Here is a 16,573-nt window from a genome sequence, read left to right on the forward strand (position 1 = left end):
CCTGTTAGTTAGTTCTTCCCACTTCCTTGAGTAGCGGGTGGCGTGCTCGCCCGACGCTGTTGCTGCATTGGGTTAGGCCCCTGTGGACCAAAGCGCTGCTGTTGTTTGAACAGCTGGAAACGTGTCGGATTGGCCATACGCGGGAACGCGTTATTTTCCGTATCGATGTCAGCAATTTCCTGGTAAGGATCGAGAACCCATTGCGTCACCTTCTTCTGCGTCGCGATGACCTTTTTGATTGATACATCATTGAAGCGCCAGATTTCGGCGGGGAAACGGGCTACCGAATCAGTACCATCTTCGAACTGCATACGCACGATGACCGGCATTGGTATACCGCCTTTATTCTTCAAAGACAGGGTGTAGAAGTTCGTGCCAGCGGCTGTCTCCAACGATTTGCGTTCGTCGGCGCTCAATGTGGCCAGATAATCCTGATACTTCTTTTTGTCGGCATCCGTAACAGCGTATGGGTCGTAGCTGTTGTAAAAATCGTTCATAGACGAATCCTTCGCAACAACCGTTTCGGCCTTTGTGGCGGCATCCCGCTGCTTGCTGATGGTGCCAGCCCGACGTTGTGCTTCAGCTTTGGCAGCCGCTTTGGTTGCTACCGGATCGCCTGAATCGACTTTGAACCAGTCTACTTCTACCAGATCCTGATCAACGGGTTCAACACCATAGAACCAGCCTTTCCAGAACCAGTCCAGATCAACGCCCGAGGCATCTTCCAGAGTGCGGAAGAAATCGGCAGGTTCGGGCGATTTGAAGGCCCAGCGACGGGCGTACTCTTTGAAGGCATAATCGAACAGCTCGCGACCCATAACTGTCTCACGGAGGATATTCAACGCTGTAGCGGGTTTCGCGTAGGCATTTGGTCCGAGGCTGATCACGTTATCGGATGAGGTCATGATGGGCGACAGCACCGACTTGTCCGATTTCATATAATCGACAATGTACTGGGGTTCACCCCGACGGCTTGGGAAGTTATAATCCCACTCTTTTTCCGCGAGATACTGGCAGAAGGTATTCAGGCCCTCATCCATCCAGGTCCACTGGCGCTCATCGGAGTTGACGATCATCGGGAAGAAGTTGTGGCCCACTTCGTGAATGATTACACCGATCATACCTGCTTTGGTTTGCTCCGAGTAAGTACCATCGGCTTCCGGACGGCCACCGTTGAACGAAATCATGGGGTATTCCATACCGCCACCAGCCGTTGCGTGGCAGGAGATTGCTACTGGATACGGGTATTTGATGGTCCGGTTACCGTACGATTTCAGCGTGTGCTCAACAACACGGGTTGAGTATTGTCCCCAAAGTGGGTTACCCTCTTTGGAAAAGAACGACATGCTCCAGATCTTGTGTCCATCGCCGTATACATCCGTCTGCATGGCGTCCCAGATGAATTTACGGCTGCTTGCAAAAGCAAAGTCACGGACGTTTTTTGCATCATAAACCCAGGTTTTCTTTGTTTTTGTGTCACCTGGTTTAGCTTTCTCGGCGGCTTCCGCTTCGGCTTGTGTGACAATAACCACCGGATTTTTGGATGTAGACGCCTGCGCCATGCGTTTCTGCTGCGTGGCCGAAAGTACTTGCTTGTAATTCAGACACTCGCCGGTTGCACCAACCACGTGATCGCTCGGTACGGTGATGGCCACTTTGTAATTTCCGAAAATGAGCGTGAACTCACCCTGACCCAGAAACTGCTTGTTTTGCCAGCCATTTACGTCGTTGTAAGCGCACAAACGGGGAAACCAGTGGGCAATGAAGTAATTGTAGTTGCCATCTTTGGCGAAAAACTCCATACCACTCCGACCGTAGTATTCGGTGATGAAGTAGTTCCAGTCTACATTGAACGAGTAGCTGCCACCCGCCTTCAACGGAGTTGGCAGGTCAACCCGCATCATCGTCTGGTTGATCGTGTACTGAAGGGCTTTGCCCGACTTCGAATCCTTAACGGATAGAATTTTATACCCGTACTTATCCGAAGCTTGCTGGCTGCTACGCTCGCGAACCGATGTTAGGTTTTGCAGCTGGGCAAAGCTCATGCCGCTTTCGTTGACCCCACCCGTGCGGGTCACGCTACCTGTGGAACCCTTAGCGAACAGATTCTGATCGAGTTGAAGCCAGATAAACGGTAGGTCGTCCGTCGAATTGTTATGATACGTGACTGTTTCCGTACCGATAATTTTCTGGTTGGCATCATCAAGTTCAACCTTGATGTCGTAGTCGGCGCGGTTTTGAAAATAGTCTTTTCCCGGAGCACCCGAAGCCGTCCGGAAGGTGTTGGGCGTGGGCAGCATGGGTCCCATCTGCTCAAAACGCGTATTGGCGTTTTGGGTTGGAGCCGCTGGTGCCTGAGCCAGTAACGTGGCCGACCAAAGGGTCAGACCAGCCAGTAACACTGTTTTTCTCATGGTTGATTGGAAGTTGAATGCTTGGTTAGTTTCGGCCAGTACCCTGTTTGGCGGGCGACGACTGGCGTTGTTGCTGCATTGGATTTGGTCCGGCGGCTGCTCCCCGGCCCTGTTGCTTGAACAACTGGAATCGAGTAGGCTGGGCAACAGGCGGGAACGAGTTGTCTTCGGTATTGATGTCGGCAATTTCGTAGAACGGATCAAGTGTCCATTGCTTTACCTTTTTCGATGTGGTAATCACTTTCTTGATCGACACATCGTTGAAACGCCAGATTTCGGCGGGGAAGCGGGCTACCGAATCGGTGCCATCTTCAAACTGCATCCGCACGATAACCGGCATAGGAATACCACCTTTGTTCTTCAGCGATATCGTATAAAAATTCGTGCCTGCTTCAGCCAGCAACCGTTCCTCGGTGGTCAGTGAAGCCAGATAATCCTGGTATTTTTTGCGATCTTCTTCCGTAACGGCATAGGGGTCGTAGCGATTGTAGAAGTCACGCATGGTGCTGTCCTGCGACACTACGGTTTCGTCTTTGCTCAAGGCATCACGCTGTTTGCTGATGGTATTCAGGCGCTGTTGAGCCGCTTTCCGGGCTTCGGCTTTGGTTATGTCCGGATTCTGCGAGTTGGGCTGAAACCAGTCTACCTTCACCAACGACTGATCAACGGGCTGAACGCCGAAGAACCAGCCTTTCCAGAACCAGTCCAGATCAACGCCCGAGGCATCTTCCAGGGTACGGAAGAAATCGGCAGGTTCAGGCGATTTAAAGGCCCAGCGACGGGCGTACTCCTTAAAGGCGTAATCGAACAACTCGCGACCCATAACCGTTTCGCGCAGAATGTTGAGCGCCGTAGCGGGTTTAGTGTAGGCATTTGGACCGAAGGTGCCCGGCAAAATATTATCCGAGCTGCTCATGATGGGAACCTGCTGGCTCGAATCGAGCTGCATGTAGGGAACAATGTATTGTGGATCAATACCGTGGGCGGGGAAGTTGGCATCCCATTCGAGACAGGCCAGGCCTTCGAGGAAGCTGTTCAGCCCTTCGTCCATCCATGACCATTGACGCTCGTCGGAATTGACGATCATGGGAAAGAAATTGTGGCCGACTTCGTGGATGACAACCGATATAAGAAAGTTCTTCGTACCCACCGAATAAGTACCGTCGGCTTCCGGACGGGCACCGTTGAAGCTCATCATCGGATATTCCATACCCCCAATCGGGCCGTGAACGGAATAGGCTACCGGATACGGATAGGCAATGGTTCGGCGGGAGTACGACTTCAGCGTGTGCGCCACAAGTCGGGTCGAATACTGGCCCCACAGTGGATTTGCTTCTTTGGGGTAGAGCGACATGGCCCATACGCGTTTTCCTTCGACGGTTGGTTGCAGCGCATCCCAGATAAACTTCCGGCTGCTAGCGAAGGCGAAATCGCGGACGTTTTTTGCATCATAAATCCAGGTCTTTGTTCCTTTCACGTCGCCCGGCTTTGCTTTCTCGGCGGCTTCCGCGTCGGCTTGCGTAACGATCTGTACTGGATTTTCGCCGGGTTTATCACCCCGAACTTTAGCTTCGTTCCATCGTTTCTGCTGCGTAGCGGTCAACACCTGCGCCGGGTTTTGCAGCTCGCCCGTTGCGCCAACAATGTGATCGCTTGGTGCGGTGATGGCCACTTTGTAATTTCCGAAAATGAGCGTGAACTCACCCTGACCCAGAAACTGTTTGTTCTGCCAGCCATTTACGTCATTGTAAGCACACAGGCGCGGAAACCACTGCGCCATCTCATAGATGTAATTGCCATCTTTCGGGAAAAACTCGTAACCCGACCGGCCACCGACCGTTTTGGCATCAATGATCTTAAAATTCCAGTCGATCGTAAAGGTTACTGACTTGCCGGGCGAAACAGCCTGTGGCAAATCGATGCGCATCATCGTCTGATTGATCGTGTATTTGAGCGCTTTACCCGATTGATCACGTACGGACGTGATCTTGTGCCCGTAATCTTTACCGGCCAGCGCCGAATTGGGGTCGATCTGTCGCATGGATGCACCCCGATCGGCGTTGATGCTATTCGTCTTCGCAACATTGCCAATCGCATCGGGCTTGAACAGGTTCTGATCCAGCTGTAGCCACAGATACGGGAGCGCGTCGGCGGAGTTGTTGTGGTAGGTTATGGCTTCAGAGGCTGTTATTTTCTGGTTGATATCATCCAGCGTGACTTTGATATCGTAATCAGCGCGGTTCTGAAAATAATCTTTTCCAGGGGCACCCGAGGCCGTCCGGAAGGTGTTGGGCGTAGGTAAAACAGGGCCGAGTTGCTCAAAGCGCGTGTTGGCATGTTGCGTCGACGGGGCTGGCGCTTGTGCATGAGCAGACCATGTAGAGATGGCTACACTCGCTATCAGCAAAATTATCTTTTGCATAAAATGGCTTGTAGTTGTTGATAAGAGGGGTAAAACTACAAAAAAAAGAGGTTAGCCATCCTGTATTTTGATGAGAATGATAAACCCGGGGAGGAACGGTAAACACTGGTTTATCAACGCACTCAATTACTCGCTCGCCATGATCAGCGATAACGCCATACCGGCCACGATTCCGGATACGATGAGTGTCCAGCGGAGTCGGCTGGCGCGAAGGATGTCCAGAACAACATACGCCAGTCCCATGATAAGACTGACGATTACTAACTGACCGATTTCCAGCCCGATATTAAAGGCCAGCAAGGGCTTTACGATAGTGGCTTCCCGACCCAGCAGGCTGCGTAAGTAGTTGGAAAAACCCATGCCGTGAATCAGCCCGAAGGCCAATGCCAGACCATATCGCCAGGTACGGCCCTGCTTTCTGGCGGGAGACTGCGACCGAAAGGTAGGTTCCTTAAAAAAGAAGTTGGTAATGGCCGTAATTAGAATGGTGATCGGGATGAGCAACTCAATGAACGCCGTTTTATACGTAATTAGCCGTAGAGTAGCTAGGGCCAGCGTAATGGAATGGCCAATTGTGAAGGCAGTTACCAGAACCAGGACTTGCCGCCATTGGTGAAACGTATAAACGGCGCAGAGGGCAATAACGAACAAAATGTGATCATAACCACTGGGATCGGTGATGTGATCGAAGCCAAGGCGGAGGTAAATCCAGAAATCATCCATGATCTGTAAACTGAGTATCGTTAGTTATTTAAACCAGTCTGCATACATGACATAATTGTTGGCCGTGCGCTTGAACACTTCGGCCTGTTCAGGCGAAACAGCTTTCAGGAACCGGGCCGGGTTGCCTGCGTAAATCGTATTGGGTGGTATAATGGTGTTCTGGGTGACAATCGCGCCAGCAGCAACGATACTGCCTGTTCCGACAACCGCCCCATCCATAACAATAGCTCCCATGCCGATCAGTACATCGTCTTCAATGGTGCAGCCGTGTACGATAGCATTATGGGCAATGGATACGTAGTTACCGATTGTGGTCTTATGCCGCTGATACGTGCAATGAATAACGGCTCCGTCCTGAACATTGCAGCGGTCACCAAATGTGATCGTATTGACATCGCCCCGCACAACAGCATTGAACCAAACCGTACAATCGCGACCCATCGTGACCTGACCGACAACCGTGGCGTTCTCTGCAAGCCAGCAGTTGTCGCCAAAAGCGGGATGAATTCCGTGAACAGGTTTTAATAGTGCCATGATGCAAATATAGCGCACAGTCGAGTAACGATGTGGCCAGAAACAAAAAAGGGACTGGTCTTTTGGACCAATCCCTTTCTCACAGTAACCAAAATGTTACTTTTTGTCGACTTTGTCAACCATCTTTTCCATGGCTTCTTCAACATCATCGATAGCGCGATTAGCTTCGCGTTTCACTTTCTTAAAGTCATCCTCATTGGAACGTTGCACTTTATAATAGCTGTCTGACAGTTGGCGACGCTTGTCTTCAAGGTCTTTGACCTTGTCTTCGCGGGCTTTCTTGTCTTTACGGCTTTCGTTTTTTACGTCAGCTTTCGCATCGTCGAGCTGGTCGTCGATCTTATCCATCTGCTGCGAAATACGATCGGCTAACTCCTTACGGTCACGGTCGCTTTCCCGGTTGTTGTCGCGGCTATTGCGATCGTCGTTCCGATCACGGCTATCACGTTGATTATCCCGATCATTGCGGCTATCGCGGTTAGAGTCCCGGCTGTCGCTGTTACGGTCATTCCGATCAGAATCCCGATTATTGTCGCGATCGTTCCGGTCAGAATCCCGGTTGTTGTCCCGGTCGTCACGGCGGTTATCGCTGTCGCGGTTGTCCCGATCATTCCGATCACGACCATTGAACAGGCTACCTAAAGCACCCCGGTTGTCCCGATCAGAATCCCGGTTGTCTCTATCATCCCGACGGCTATCCCAGCTATCTGAGTTGCGATCCCGGTTGTCGTTGCGGTTGTTGCTGTCTCGGTTATCGCGATCATCATTGCGACGATCGGAGTTGCGGTCGCTATAGCTGTCGCGATCGTTTTGGTTATCGTTGCGCCGTGAATCCCGGTCATCGGACCGGCGGTCATAGTTACTGGAGTTGTCGTATCTATCGCGTGAGTTGTTGGAGTTGGAACGGTAGCTGTAGGAATCGCGTGAGTCCCGATCATCACGGCTGTCAGAATAACGATCGCGGTCATCATTACGGCTGCTGCGTGAGTCCTGATTATCATAAGACTGATCGTTATACCGGTTGTTGTAGGAATCACTACCTGACATCCGGTTTGGCCGGTTGTCCTGATCGTCAGATGACCGATAGGAGTTGCGGTAAGAGTTTGACTGGTTGGAATTCCGTGAATCATTCCGACTCATGCGTCTGTCCTGTGACTCATCCCGGTCACGACGGCTGAATAAGCCGCTACGCTCTGAATCATCATCACCCGAACGTCTCCGCGAATCGCGGTTGTCACGGTCATCGTTGTTGCTCGTACGATCCCGCTGTACCATATCCTGTCTGCTGTTTTTTGAGTCGCCGTAAAGCCAGTTCTCAAACGATGCGCAGGAGGTCAAACTCGTGGTGGCTGCCAGCATTGCGGCTACAACCCATACTTTCCTTTCCATAACGTTGTTATTATTTGGTGGTAATGTCGCAAACAGCGGCTCAAAAAACGTACCATGTCGTTTTTTGAGCCGCTAAGTCACAATTGAGGCCGATGTGTGGAAGCTATTTCCCTATTTACTGTAGAGATTAATGAACAGGTCCACAGTATACACTCTGGCGTAACGAGGTAACTACGCTACCGAATCTCCAGTATACCTGCTCCGTTGTAACTTCGATAATCGCCGTTGTACATCGCGTCTGCGGATACAGGCCCCAGTACAAAACGGCCTTTCGATACGGCTCGGGCCAGGTAATAAAAGGTTCGCGCCGTTCCTGTTGCGGTCGTGTAAAAATTGATGCGGTCGTCCCGCAGATCGAAATGATCGGGACGGTCCGGCGTTCCGGTTGTCGGGTTTTTGATCCAGGTCATGTCGCGTTGTTCGCTGCCCGATGCCTCGGTTAGCCGGGGATTTTCCACTTCCAGACCAGCGGGAAGCAGATCGGTAATGACAACATTGTCGATTGTCAGTCCAGTTGTGCTCGCAAGGGTCAGTTTTACGACGACCAGATCATTTTGATGAATAACCCCCAGTGGCTTTCCGTCCCGATTAAAATACTGCCGTCGAACTCGTAAGCCGTGGTCTTCATCAACAACTCGTCCCGTGGCTGGAACACCTTCGCTCTGGGCGAAATAGTACACGTTGCCCGAGCCTTGGGCGCTAAGCGTCAATGGCTGATTCGTCGGTACACGCTTTATCGTAAGAAACGCGTCATTCATCGCACCTAGCGATTTTCCATTGGCAGACAAAGTTGCCGTAGCTGTACTGGTGGCCGTTTGCCGGGCCAGCTTTCCTAACGACAGAAAAGCGAACGCGGCTTCCTGCGTGTTGAGATAATTGGACTGCCGAAGTGCGGTTGATAACTGTCGCGCCAGCGCCGGAATTTGCAGATTGTCGCGGTCCGTATCGATCAGGGCGTCGAGCGTGAGGGCCAGATTGCGCAGGGGGGAAGCATAACTACCGCCCGTTTGCCGACCAGTTGTAGTATCGGTAAACCGGTTTGGCAGCAAAGCCGTGAAACTGCGTGTATCACCCACCCGGAAAAAAGTAGCCGCCAGCAGGTATCGACTGTCGGGCGTTAATGACCCGGCGTTCTGTTTGTAGTAGTTCATCGCCGACCGATTTGGCTTTCCGGCCACGGCCAGCGTGTACAGGGCGTAGATGGCCGTTCGGCTGGCTACTTTTTTCATCGTTCGTCCGCCTGTTTCATCGTACGAAACGACATTTTCGGTAGCGGGATTATTGGTGAAACTGGTCAGCTGATCGATAGCCGAGCTCAATACGGAACTCCGAACCTCATACCCTGCTTCCTGCGCTTCGGTCAGAAAATGCACCGCGTACGCTGTTGCCCATTCATCGACAGCTGTCTGTCCTGCCCACATCGAAAAGCCACCATTCGGCGTCTGCAACCCTTCAATTGTCTGGATGGCCTGCCGAACGTTAGTAGCCGGATTCAGATCGCTATCACCGTTTCTGACGAAGTACGTATTGGCCTTGAGCTGCTTGGTCAGATCGGCAAAGTAAAGTTGCGGGAATGCTTTGGAAATCGTTTGCTCGATGCAGCCGTGGGGATAACCCAGCAGGTACGATAGCTCATTGCCGTATTGCACAACCGGCGACCGGCTGAGCGTCATACTTGCTTTTGCCGTTCCGGGCAGAAAAGAATCGGCCAGTTTGAGCGTTTGTGTGTTTCCGCCAGCAACTGCTCCCGATAAGGTTGTCTTGATCAACGATGCCGCTGGGCGAACAGTTACCTCCGTTGTTTCCGTAAACGTTTCTTTCAAGCCAGTCAATGTAACCGTTATCGCACCGGGGCCAATCGCCTGCCGGGCCGCTACGCTAAAAATCGTACGGATCTCGCGACCGGGCTGGATGGTTAGCTTCCGCGTGGGCAGGCTATCTGCTGTCAACGGACCAGTCAGACTGAGACGGGCTGTAACAATGGCGGGCTGCTTGGTGGTGTTGCTCAAATTGACCGGTAATTCAACCACATCGCCTGGGGTGAGGAAGCGTGGTACACCTGTGCTGATGACAATGGGGTCGGCTACTTTCATGCTACTGTTTGCTGACCCGAAGGCGTTGTCTTTATAGGCAACCGCCATCACCCGTAGATCGCCCGAAAACTGCGGGATGTCTACTGTGAACGTCGCTTCGCCATCGGCGTTTGTCGGTAAAATTCCGCTCCAGAGGGCCACGAGTTTTACCCGGCCATTGCTCAGTGGGTTCACCCGTCGTTCGAGATCATAGCCATCACCCCCCACGCTTGATGAAGACCGAAGCGAAAGCTCAGGATAAAGCAGGGCGTAGAGGTCGTGACTACCAACTTCAAGCGCCCGCTTCTGGTAATAAAAGCCGTGTGGGTTCGGCGTCTTAAAATTTTTGAGCTGTAAAATTCCCTCATCAACCACTGCCACCGTGACCTGGGCGTTGCGGGCCGTTTTAACCTTTATGGTCTGTTTGGTTTTCGACCGCGACTGGGCTGCCGCTGTGATTATAACAGGAAGTTTGGTATCTGCATCCTGAACGGAAACGGGAGCAAAGCCGTGAGCGACGGTTAGGGGTAAGTTGGCTCCATCGATCGCCCGAATGAGCGTTGCTGTGACATAGACGTTTGGTAGATGATCAGCACCAATTGGGAAACTCCACTCGGCTGATTTATTGTCCGTCGTTAGCCATTGCGATTCGAGCACGCGGTTCCGCTCGACCGTCACCAGTAATTTACCCTCGAAAGGCGTTTTAAATAAAGCCGTGGCTGTTTCGCCGGTTTGATAAGCGGATTTGTCGAGCGTTATCAATACCTGACCCTCCTGACTTACCTCAAACGAAGAGGCTGATGTGTTGCCATAGCCATACGCGTGAAACGTTGTCGCTGCGTAACCCGTTGCGGCAGGTGCGTCTACGGTAGCCCGGCGGACACGAATTTCGTATTCACCCGAAACAGTTGGTACGTAACGAAAGCCGGCTTTCCCTCCTTTGAAAACTAACGTGTTCGAATAGACGAGCTTTTCGCGTCGCTTGGTCGTGTACTTGATCTGTTCATTTTTCTTCTCGATAACGGTCTGGTACTCGTAGCGAACCACATCAACCGTAGCTGACGATGACGCTCGTACAACACCGGTTGGATCAAGGGATACCAGGTCAGCGGTTACGGGCGCATTGGTCGCAACATAGCGATCGGGTAGACGAACACCGAAAAACGTATCCTGCGTCAACACATCGAAGCGACGAAGCCGGTTGACGGGTCGGCCATTTTCGTCGAAGACCGTTACGAACAATTTGCCTTCGAGCAGGCCAATGTCCTGGTACAACGCTGAAATCGGGAAGCGTTCGGTAGCCTGACCATTCGCGTTCGTTCGCCCCTGCCGCAGCTCCTTCGGGAAGGTCGTCTCGTTGGGAATATCAAAATTGTACTCCTCGAAACCTTTTGGCGCAAATACCTTACGCTTCAGTTGCAATTCCATTTCGTAGGCCCGGTCAGAAGCAGGCGGTCCGAATAAGTTCAGCGCCGTAGCGGAGAGGGTCAGTGTCTGACCGGCTCTGTAGTTAGTTCGGTCTGTCAGTACGTCAACTTTGATGCGGTCCGGAATAAATTCCTCGACACTTATGGATTGGGAGGTAAGTAACACATTGTTCGCATTCAGCACCTCAATGGTATAGCTACCCGTCACGGCAGCCGGATCGAGTGGTATGTCGGTCGTAACGGCACCCTGCGCGTTGGTTGTTTTCCGGAAAGCCCGTAACTCGCGGCCATTCGGCATGAGTAGCCGGATCAACACCGGAATTTCGCCGACACTTTGCCAGGTCTGCGACCGAATGATCGTGTTGAAATGGATCGTCTCGCCGGGGCGGTAAATATCACGATCGCCATAAACGAACGCATCGAAACCCGACTCGTTGTCACGCTTCCCTTCGACCTCAAACCGGGATGTTTCTACCTGAGTGTCGGGCAAAAACATGAAGTTGAAATCGTCGTTTCCCGTCCCGGATGTTCTGGCCGTGATCAGGGCGATTTTAAAACCGGGGGCTTCTTCCTGTATTTTATCAAACCGGGCAAACCCACTGCCATCGGTCTTGAGCGTATACACAGATTGATTATTGCTGCTGATAAGCGTCAGCTCAACACCTTGTATCGGTTCCGCTTTGCTGATGGAATTCGCCCAGACGAGTAGTTCGTCCTTCGTCTGACGAGCGACCAGACCAATATCGGATACGGACACCAACTGACTGGTCCGCAGATAAGCTTCATCTTTTGAGCCAACCGTGACCAGATACACACCCCGGAATGAACCAGATTGAACGGACTCTGGCAAGGCCAGGTTGAGGGCCGACACCCCACCAACTTTGGGCAAATCGGTTGTTTCGACGGTTTTATTGACGAGTACATCGCTCAGATCGCCTGATTCGTCATCACTGTATGTGAACGATCCCGCGGGTTCCCATTGGCCATCGGCGCTCTCCGCATACGCTTCGTAACGGTCCGAGCGGAGGTAGTGAAGAATGTTATTTTCGTATATTTTCGCGATTTTGACGTGTACTTTCGGTACGTTAACGATGGTAAGTCCCACATTCCGGGCACCTTTCGAGGAGAGATACAGGGCTTTCTTGTTCGCAAACTGAATGCTGGCGGGCATCTTGCCGAAAAACAAATCACGTGTGACCGGCTCGTTGAGTTTAGTCCCGAGCGTTCCACGAATCTGGTCGGTCAGGGTCAATACGTAGGTGTCCGTTTCGCTGAAGTTTCCCCGGATGATGAACCCGTTTTCGGTCAGCTCGGCGCTTGTTTCGGCTTGTGGCTGAATGGTATAGTAGCGGCTCAGTTCGCCGGGTTGGATCTCCTGGGTAGTGATGACACGAATAACCCCCTGATTGTTTTCAAAGCTCGTCTGAACGTCAGCAATGTCAATGGTGTAACGCGATGGTAGTGTTCCGGTCTTCTCGATAGTTTCTTTACTGACATAGGCCGTATGGGGTATTTTAAGCCCCTTGTCCAGTTTTATTGTCAGGGGGTGCTCGTTTTTAAGGGCGCGTGCATCGGCCAGTGTTACGCTGACATTGGTCTGAGCGTCGCTTTGGGCAAGCTGTGTCGATACCTTTTTTTCGTCGACTGATACCGTCAGCTTCCCGGTAATTTCGGCGGAACTAACCGGATAATTGAAATTGAGCCGGGTTTTCGCTACCGGTTTTCCACTTTCCTGCGACTTGGCCCACCAGCTTTCGGTGCTGGCCAGTTGTAAGTAGGGGGTATGAAACTCGATGGCATCCTCCGAAACCGTCAAATTTTTCTGAGTGGCGCGTTTTAGAAGATCGTCGGTCAGCTCGGCACGGTAATTGGTAGCGGGGTCGAACGAAGCAGCAGGGGAGAAGACCAGTTCATTGGGAGCGGTCCATTTGAATTTACCACGTACTGTGGGGATGAAACGAACGTATTGCGTCGAATCCCATTCATCGAGCTGGTTGACGGGACCGATATTTTTGTTGAAGGAGAACGTAAGATTTTGCGTCTGTTGTACCTCGTCGGCAAAATTCCGGCCTACTACGGTTACTTCGTTAAATGATAGCCGGGCGCAATTCACCAGCAATACGAAAGGAATCAATAAAGCAAGGTTGCCAGACCGACGAATCCGGGAGCGCATTTTATACACAGTAAAGGTGAGAGGCCGAATGTAGACGAAAAAATCACTCGACATTGTTCGCCAAGTTTGTTTTTCGGCGTATGACTTATTGAGTGGCTGTAAGCTTCTCTGACAGTGGGGTTGTCCTTTTTGAGCGTTTTCTCGAATTGAGCCACTCAGCTTAATCTATTAACGATGTTAAATGCGCCATTCATGTTTACTTGGCGCCAGACATACCCCGGCAGTTGTCAGTTTATCTGGTTTCAAACGCTGCCAAGTCGGTCCAATAGCATAGAGTTTATTTCGCTGAAATTCTATGGTTGATAAGGATGCGGTAAGATTTCATGCAGATCAGGACTTAGTACTCTATTTCAGATACGTTAACGATGTTAATTGTGTTGTTTGGTGTACTTTCCTAAAAGCTAGAACGCTTTTGACAGGATTACACAAGATTTCTATGCCCTAAAAACCTTGTGTAGTCCTGTCAAAAAAAACAGAAATAGTATGGTCTGACTATCAGCTTCTACTGTATTGGCGTAAATTGGATGTTCGCGATTTTCCAGGAACTACCTTGCTTGACCGAAACGACCGAAAACGATACCGTGCTGTCGAACGCTTGTCCCCGAACGCTACCTTTTGCTTTCCAGGTGCCCGTCATAACAGCCGCATCGTTGTTGTATTGGCGGGTTTGCGCATTTGATAGGGCTGCTGTCTCGACAACGATGTAACCGCCGTTCATGCCCTGAGCCAGTAGGTCACCAGCAACGGCATTCCCGTCAAAACTAACCAGACTGAAGTCACTGGTGATCAGTTTGCTCACAGCGTCTCCGTTTTCGTCAAGGAGTGCTTTGAAAAACGCATTCCCTAAAGCCGTTGGGTCCTGGGCGAGATCGGTAGCTTGCTGAGCAAAGGTAGTAGCAGTGGTAAATAGCAGTACGGCGATAAGAGAGACTAACGTTTTCATGTAGACTAGGAGTTGCTTTTGGACGGAAAAATGGGGATACCGTATGGAAAAGCAAAATGAAGAAATCGTTACTCGTTTTTGATCGTCACGTGTAAATCGCTGTAGCGCCCTTTGTCGTCGGCGCATGATATTTTTAACGGACCGGGTTTCGGCCTGAAAAAGACAGCTTCATCCGGACGAGCTTTTTTGTAGAGCTTATCATTTAGATACCAGAAGACTGTTTGAACGTCATTGGCTGCCTGACAACCCAGTTCAAGGTCAGTGAGCTGTCTGGAATTAATAAAATAGTCGCTGCCGTCGTTAAGGCTGGTTATGAGCGGACCCGTTCCGGTCGAGCCAAAAATGCGCTCACAGGTTGGGTTATGCGGGGGAACGGTCTCAAACGGAATATGCCTGCTTTGGTAAAAGGCGGCCACCTCGGGTGATAAATTCGGATACGATCGGCGTACCGCACCACTATCGGGCTTGCAATGAGCGCAGTACGATACAGTTCCGGCTGCATTCGTAAAGATAGGCTTGCGATGCTGACAACGTCGATACCGCGATACACCCATGATGAAGTAATCGGTTACCTGACTTGGGCAGAACTCGCCGGGAATATCTCCCGTTTCGGGGCAAACAAGCCGCATCGACAGGCTACCTCCTGGTTTCCTGAGCTTGTCTCTAGACGAATTATAATCCAGCGCGTTGAAAAGTTGGAATAACAATGGTGTAGCCGTATTGGCACCACTCAGCTCAGCTACGCCAATCCCCGAGAAATTACCAACCCACACGCCGATGGTGTACCGCTGGTTATAGCCAATGCTCCAGGCATCACGCCGTCCGTAGGAGGTACCGGTCTTCCAGGCGATTTGCGGCAGATGATAACTGTTGTCAAAATTATTGGGAAGATCGGGGCGTGTGATCTGCGAAAGCGTATTGGTAATCAGAAAGGCTGCTTCTCTGGAAAGTAGTCTTGTGCCGGTTTCCCTCACCGACCCGTCGGACCGCCCCGTAAAACGCAACTCCTTGACAACCCCACCATTGGCGAAGCCCGCATAAAGCCGGGTCATCTCCTCCAGCGTGACACCGCATCCGCCCAGAATCATCGAAAGACCCAACTCCTTCGCCTGTTTGCGAACCGTTTTAAAACCAGCTTTTCGTAGTGTTTCGACCAGAACGGGCGTGCCGATTTCTTTCAGAAGTGCTACCGCCGGAATGTTCAGTGAATTTGCCAGTGCAAATTCAGCCGTGACTGGCCCGTTGAATTTTCGGTCGTAATTATCCGGCTCGTAACCACCGAAATTCGTTGGCACGTCACTAAGCTTGGATTTGGGCGTAATCGTTCCCGCATCGAACGACAAACCGTAGAGCAATGGTTTGAGCGCACTCCCCGGCGATCGAATCGCCCGAACCCCGTCAACCTGTCCGCCATCGAACGTATTGCCGAAATCGGCAGAACCGGCATACGCAACTACTTCATGGGTCTGATTATCTACCACCAGTACGGCTGAATTGTGAATTGAATAAGCTTTAATACGGTTCGCGTAGTTTCGGATTAACTGCTCGACGGTGGCCTGCGTGGCTGTATGGATGGCCGAATGAATGATGGGCACATCGGGGTTTTCGGCGCGAAGTCGATGCGACAGGTGAGGGACCAACTGAGGAGCTGAACGCCGGTAGGCCGTGAGCGGTTCGGCCATGGCATCAGTAATCGTTGTTTCGTCGAAGAGGTGTTTGGCGCGAAAGCGGGCCAGCCAGCGATTGCGTTCCTGTACGACAAGGCTATTGTTTATTCCCAACCGTAAGCTCGAGGGTCGGTTGGGGACGATGGTAAGGGTGGTCAGCTCGGCCAGACTGAGTAGCTGTGGCAGCTTGCCGAAGTACAGGAGTGAGGCTGATTTTAGCCCTTCAATATTACCCCCATACGGAATCAGGTTCAGATATAACTGAAGGATCTCATCCTTGGAGTAATGAAGTTCCAGCTGCAACGCCCGAAACAGCTCGATGGCTTTATTCCCGTAGGTTCGCTGGCGGGGTTCCAGCAGCCGAATGGTCTGCATCGTTATGGTCGAAGCCCCTGACGTTCGCCGACCCGACACAAAATTCCGGCCCGCAGCTCGCAGCATGGATACCGGGTTGAACCCAACATGATACCGGAAGTATTTGTCTTCCTTGAACAAAATCGCGTCGCGGAGAGTAGGAGTAATCTCGGGAAGCTCGACGTAGAGTCGCCATTTGTCGTCGCGGCTCAGAAACGCATGCAGAATGTCCCCATCACGAGCGGTGATTACGGTAGAATACGCAACGCTGGTGTTGAGCGGGTATAGAAAATCGATACTCAGAAACCCCATTGTGACGACAAACAGGACCTTCACGAAACGTGGTTTCCAGATTCGTTTGGCAATGCCGCAAACGTTTCCCAATATTGACCGACCCATAGGTGTTCTTGTTCCTTAAAAACAACCGCAAAAATCAACGAAATTCCTTAACCAAC

At 51.5% G+C, this 16,573-nt stretch carries 8 protein-coding genes; all 8 read right to left on the bottom strand.

Annotated features, from left to right (window positions below; genetic code table 11):
• Positions 1-8: 8 nt before the first annotated feature.
• The 8 genes from GK091_RS02025 to pbpC all read right to left on the bottom strand — a co-directional run bounded on the left by GK091_RS02025 (position 9) and on the right by pbpC (position 16,517).
• On the bottom strand, positions 9-2,414 hold the full coding sequence (locus GK091_RS02025; RefSeq protein WP_164034959.1) for a M1 family metallopeptidase: 2,406 nt from the start codon (positions 2,412-2,414) through the stop codon (positions 9-11).
• Positions 2,415-2,439: 25 nt separating this feature from the next.
• Entirely contained in the window at positions 2,440-4,836 is a 2,397-nt protein-coding gene (locus GK091_RS02030; protein WP_164034960.1) for a M1 family metallopeptidase, read from the bottom strand.
• Positions 4,837-4,962: 126 nt separating this feature from the next.
• Positions 4,963-5,559 carry a HupE/UreJ family protein gene (locus GK091_RS02035; protein ID WP_164034961.1) on the bottom strand — a complete coding sequence of 199 codons (597 nt, stop codon included), beginning with the start codon at positions 5,557-5,559 and terminating at the stop codon, positions 4,963-4,965.
• Between the two features lie 24 nt (positions 5,560-5,583).
• Entirely contained in the window at positions 5,584-6,093 is a 510-nt protein-coding gene (locus tag GK091_RS02040; RefSeq protein ID WP_164034962.1) for a gamma carbonic anhydrase family protein, read from the bottom strand.
• A gap of 96 nt (positions 6,094-6,189) precedes the next feature.
• Entirely contained in the window at positions 6,190-7,482 is a 1,293-nt protein-coding gene (locus GK091_RS02045; RefSeq protein WP_164034963.1) for a hypothetical protein, read from the bottom strand.
• Positions 7,483-7,658: 176 nt separating this feature from the next.
• A complete protein-coding gene (locus tag GK091_RS02050; protein WP_170312674.1) occupies positions 7,659-13,154 on the bottom strand; it encodes an alpha-2-macroglobulin family protein in 5,496 nt (1,831 codons plus the stop codon).
• Positions 13,155-13,656: 502 nt separating this feature from the next.
• Entirely contained in the window at positions 13,657-14,097 is a 441-nt protein-coding gene (locus tag GK091_RS02055; protein WP_164034964.1) for a nuclear transport factor 2 family protein, read from the bottom strand.
• A gap of 68 nt (positions 14,098-14,165) precedes the next feature.
• Positions 14,166-16,517 (bottom strand): penicillin-binding protein 1C, encoded by a 2,352-nt coding sequence (gene pbpC, locus GK091_RS02060; RefSeq protein WP_212592939.1) that lies wholly within the window; start codon positions 16,515-16,517, stop codon positions 14,166-14,168.
• Between the last annotated feature and the right edge of the window lie 56 nt (positions 16,518-16,573).

Source organism: Spirosoma agri (assembly GCF_010747415.1).
Taxonomy (GTDB): domain Bacteria; phylum Bacteroidota; class Bacteroidia; order Cytophagales; family Spirosomataceae; genus Spirosoma; species Spirosoma agri.

Excerpts from the sequence above, each read along its gene's own strand:
- GK091_RS02025 (WP_164034959.1), bottom strand. The coding sequence starts at position 2,414 with ATGAGAAAAACAGTGTTACTGGCTGGTCTGACCCTTTGGTCGGCCACG.
- GK091_RS02030 (WP_164034960.1), bottom strand. The coding sequence starts at position 4,836 with ATGCAAAAGATAATTTTGCTGATAGCGAGTGTAGCCATCTCTACATGG.
- GK091_RS02035 (WP_164034961.1), bottom strand. The coding sequence starts at position 5,559 with ATGGATGATTTCTGGATTTACCTCCGCCTTGGCTTCGATCACATCACC.
- GK091_RS02040 (WP_164034962.1), bottom strand. The coding sequence starts at position 6,093 with ATGGCACTATTAAAACCTGTTCACGGAATTCATCCCGCTTTTGGCGAC.
- GK091_RS02045 (WP_164034963.1), bottom strand. The coding sequence starts at position 7,482 with ATGGAAAGGAAAGTATGGGTTGTAGCCGCAATGCTGGCAGCCACCACG.
- GK091_RS02050 (WP_170312674.1), bottom strand. The coding sequence starts at position 13,154 with ATGCGCTCCCGGATTCGTCGGTCTGGCAACCTTGCTTTATTGATTCCT.
- GK091_RS02055 (WP_164034964.1), bottom strand. The coding sequence starts at position 14,097 with ATGAAAACGTTAGTCTCTCTTATCGCCGTACTGCTATTTACCACTGCT.
- pbpC (WP_212592939.1), bottom strand. The coding sequence starts at position 16,517 with ATGGGTCGGTCAATATTGGGAAACGTTTGCGGCATTGCCAAACGAATC.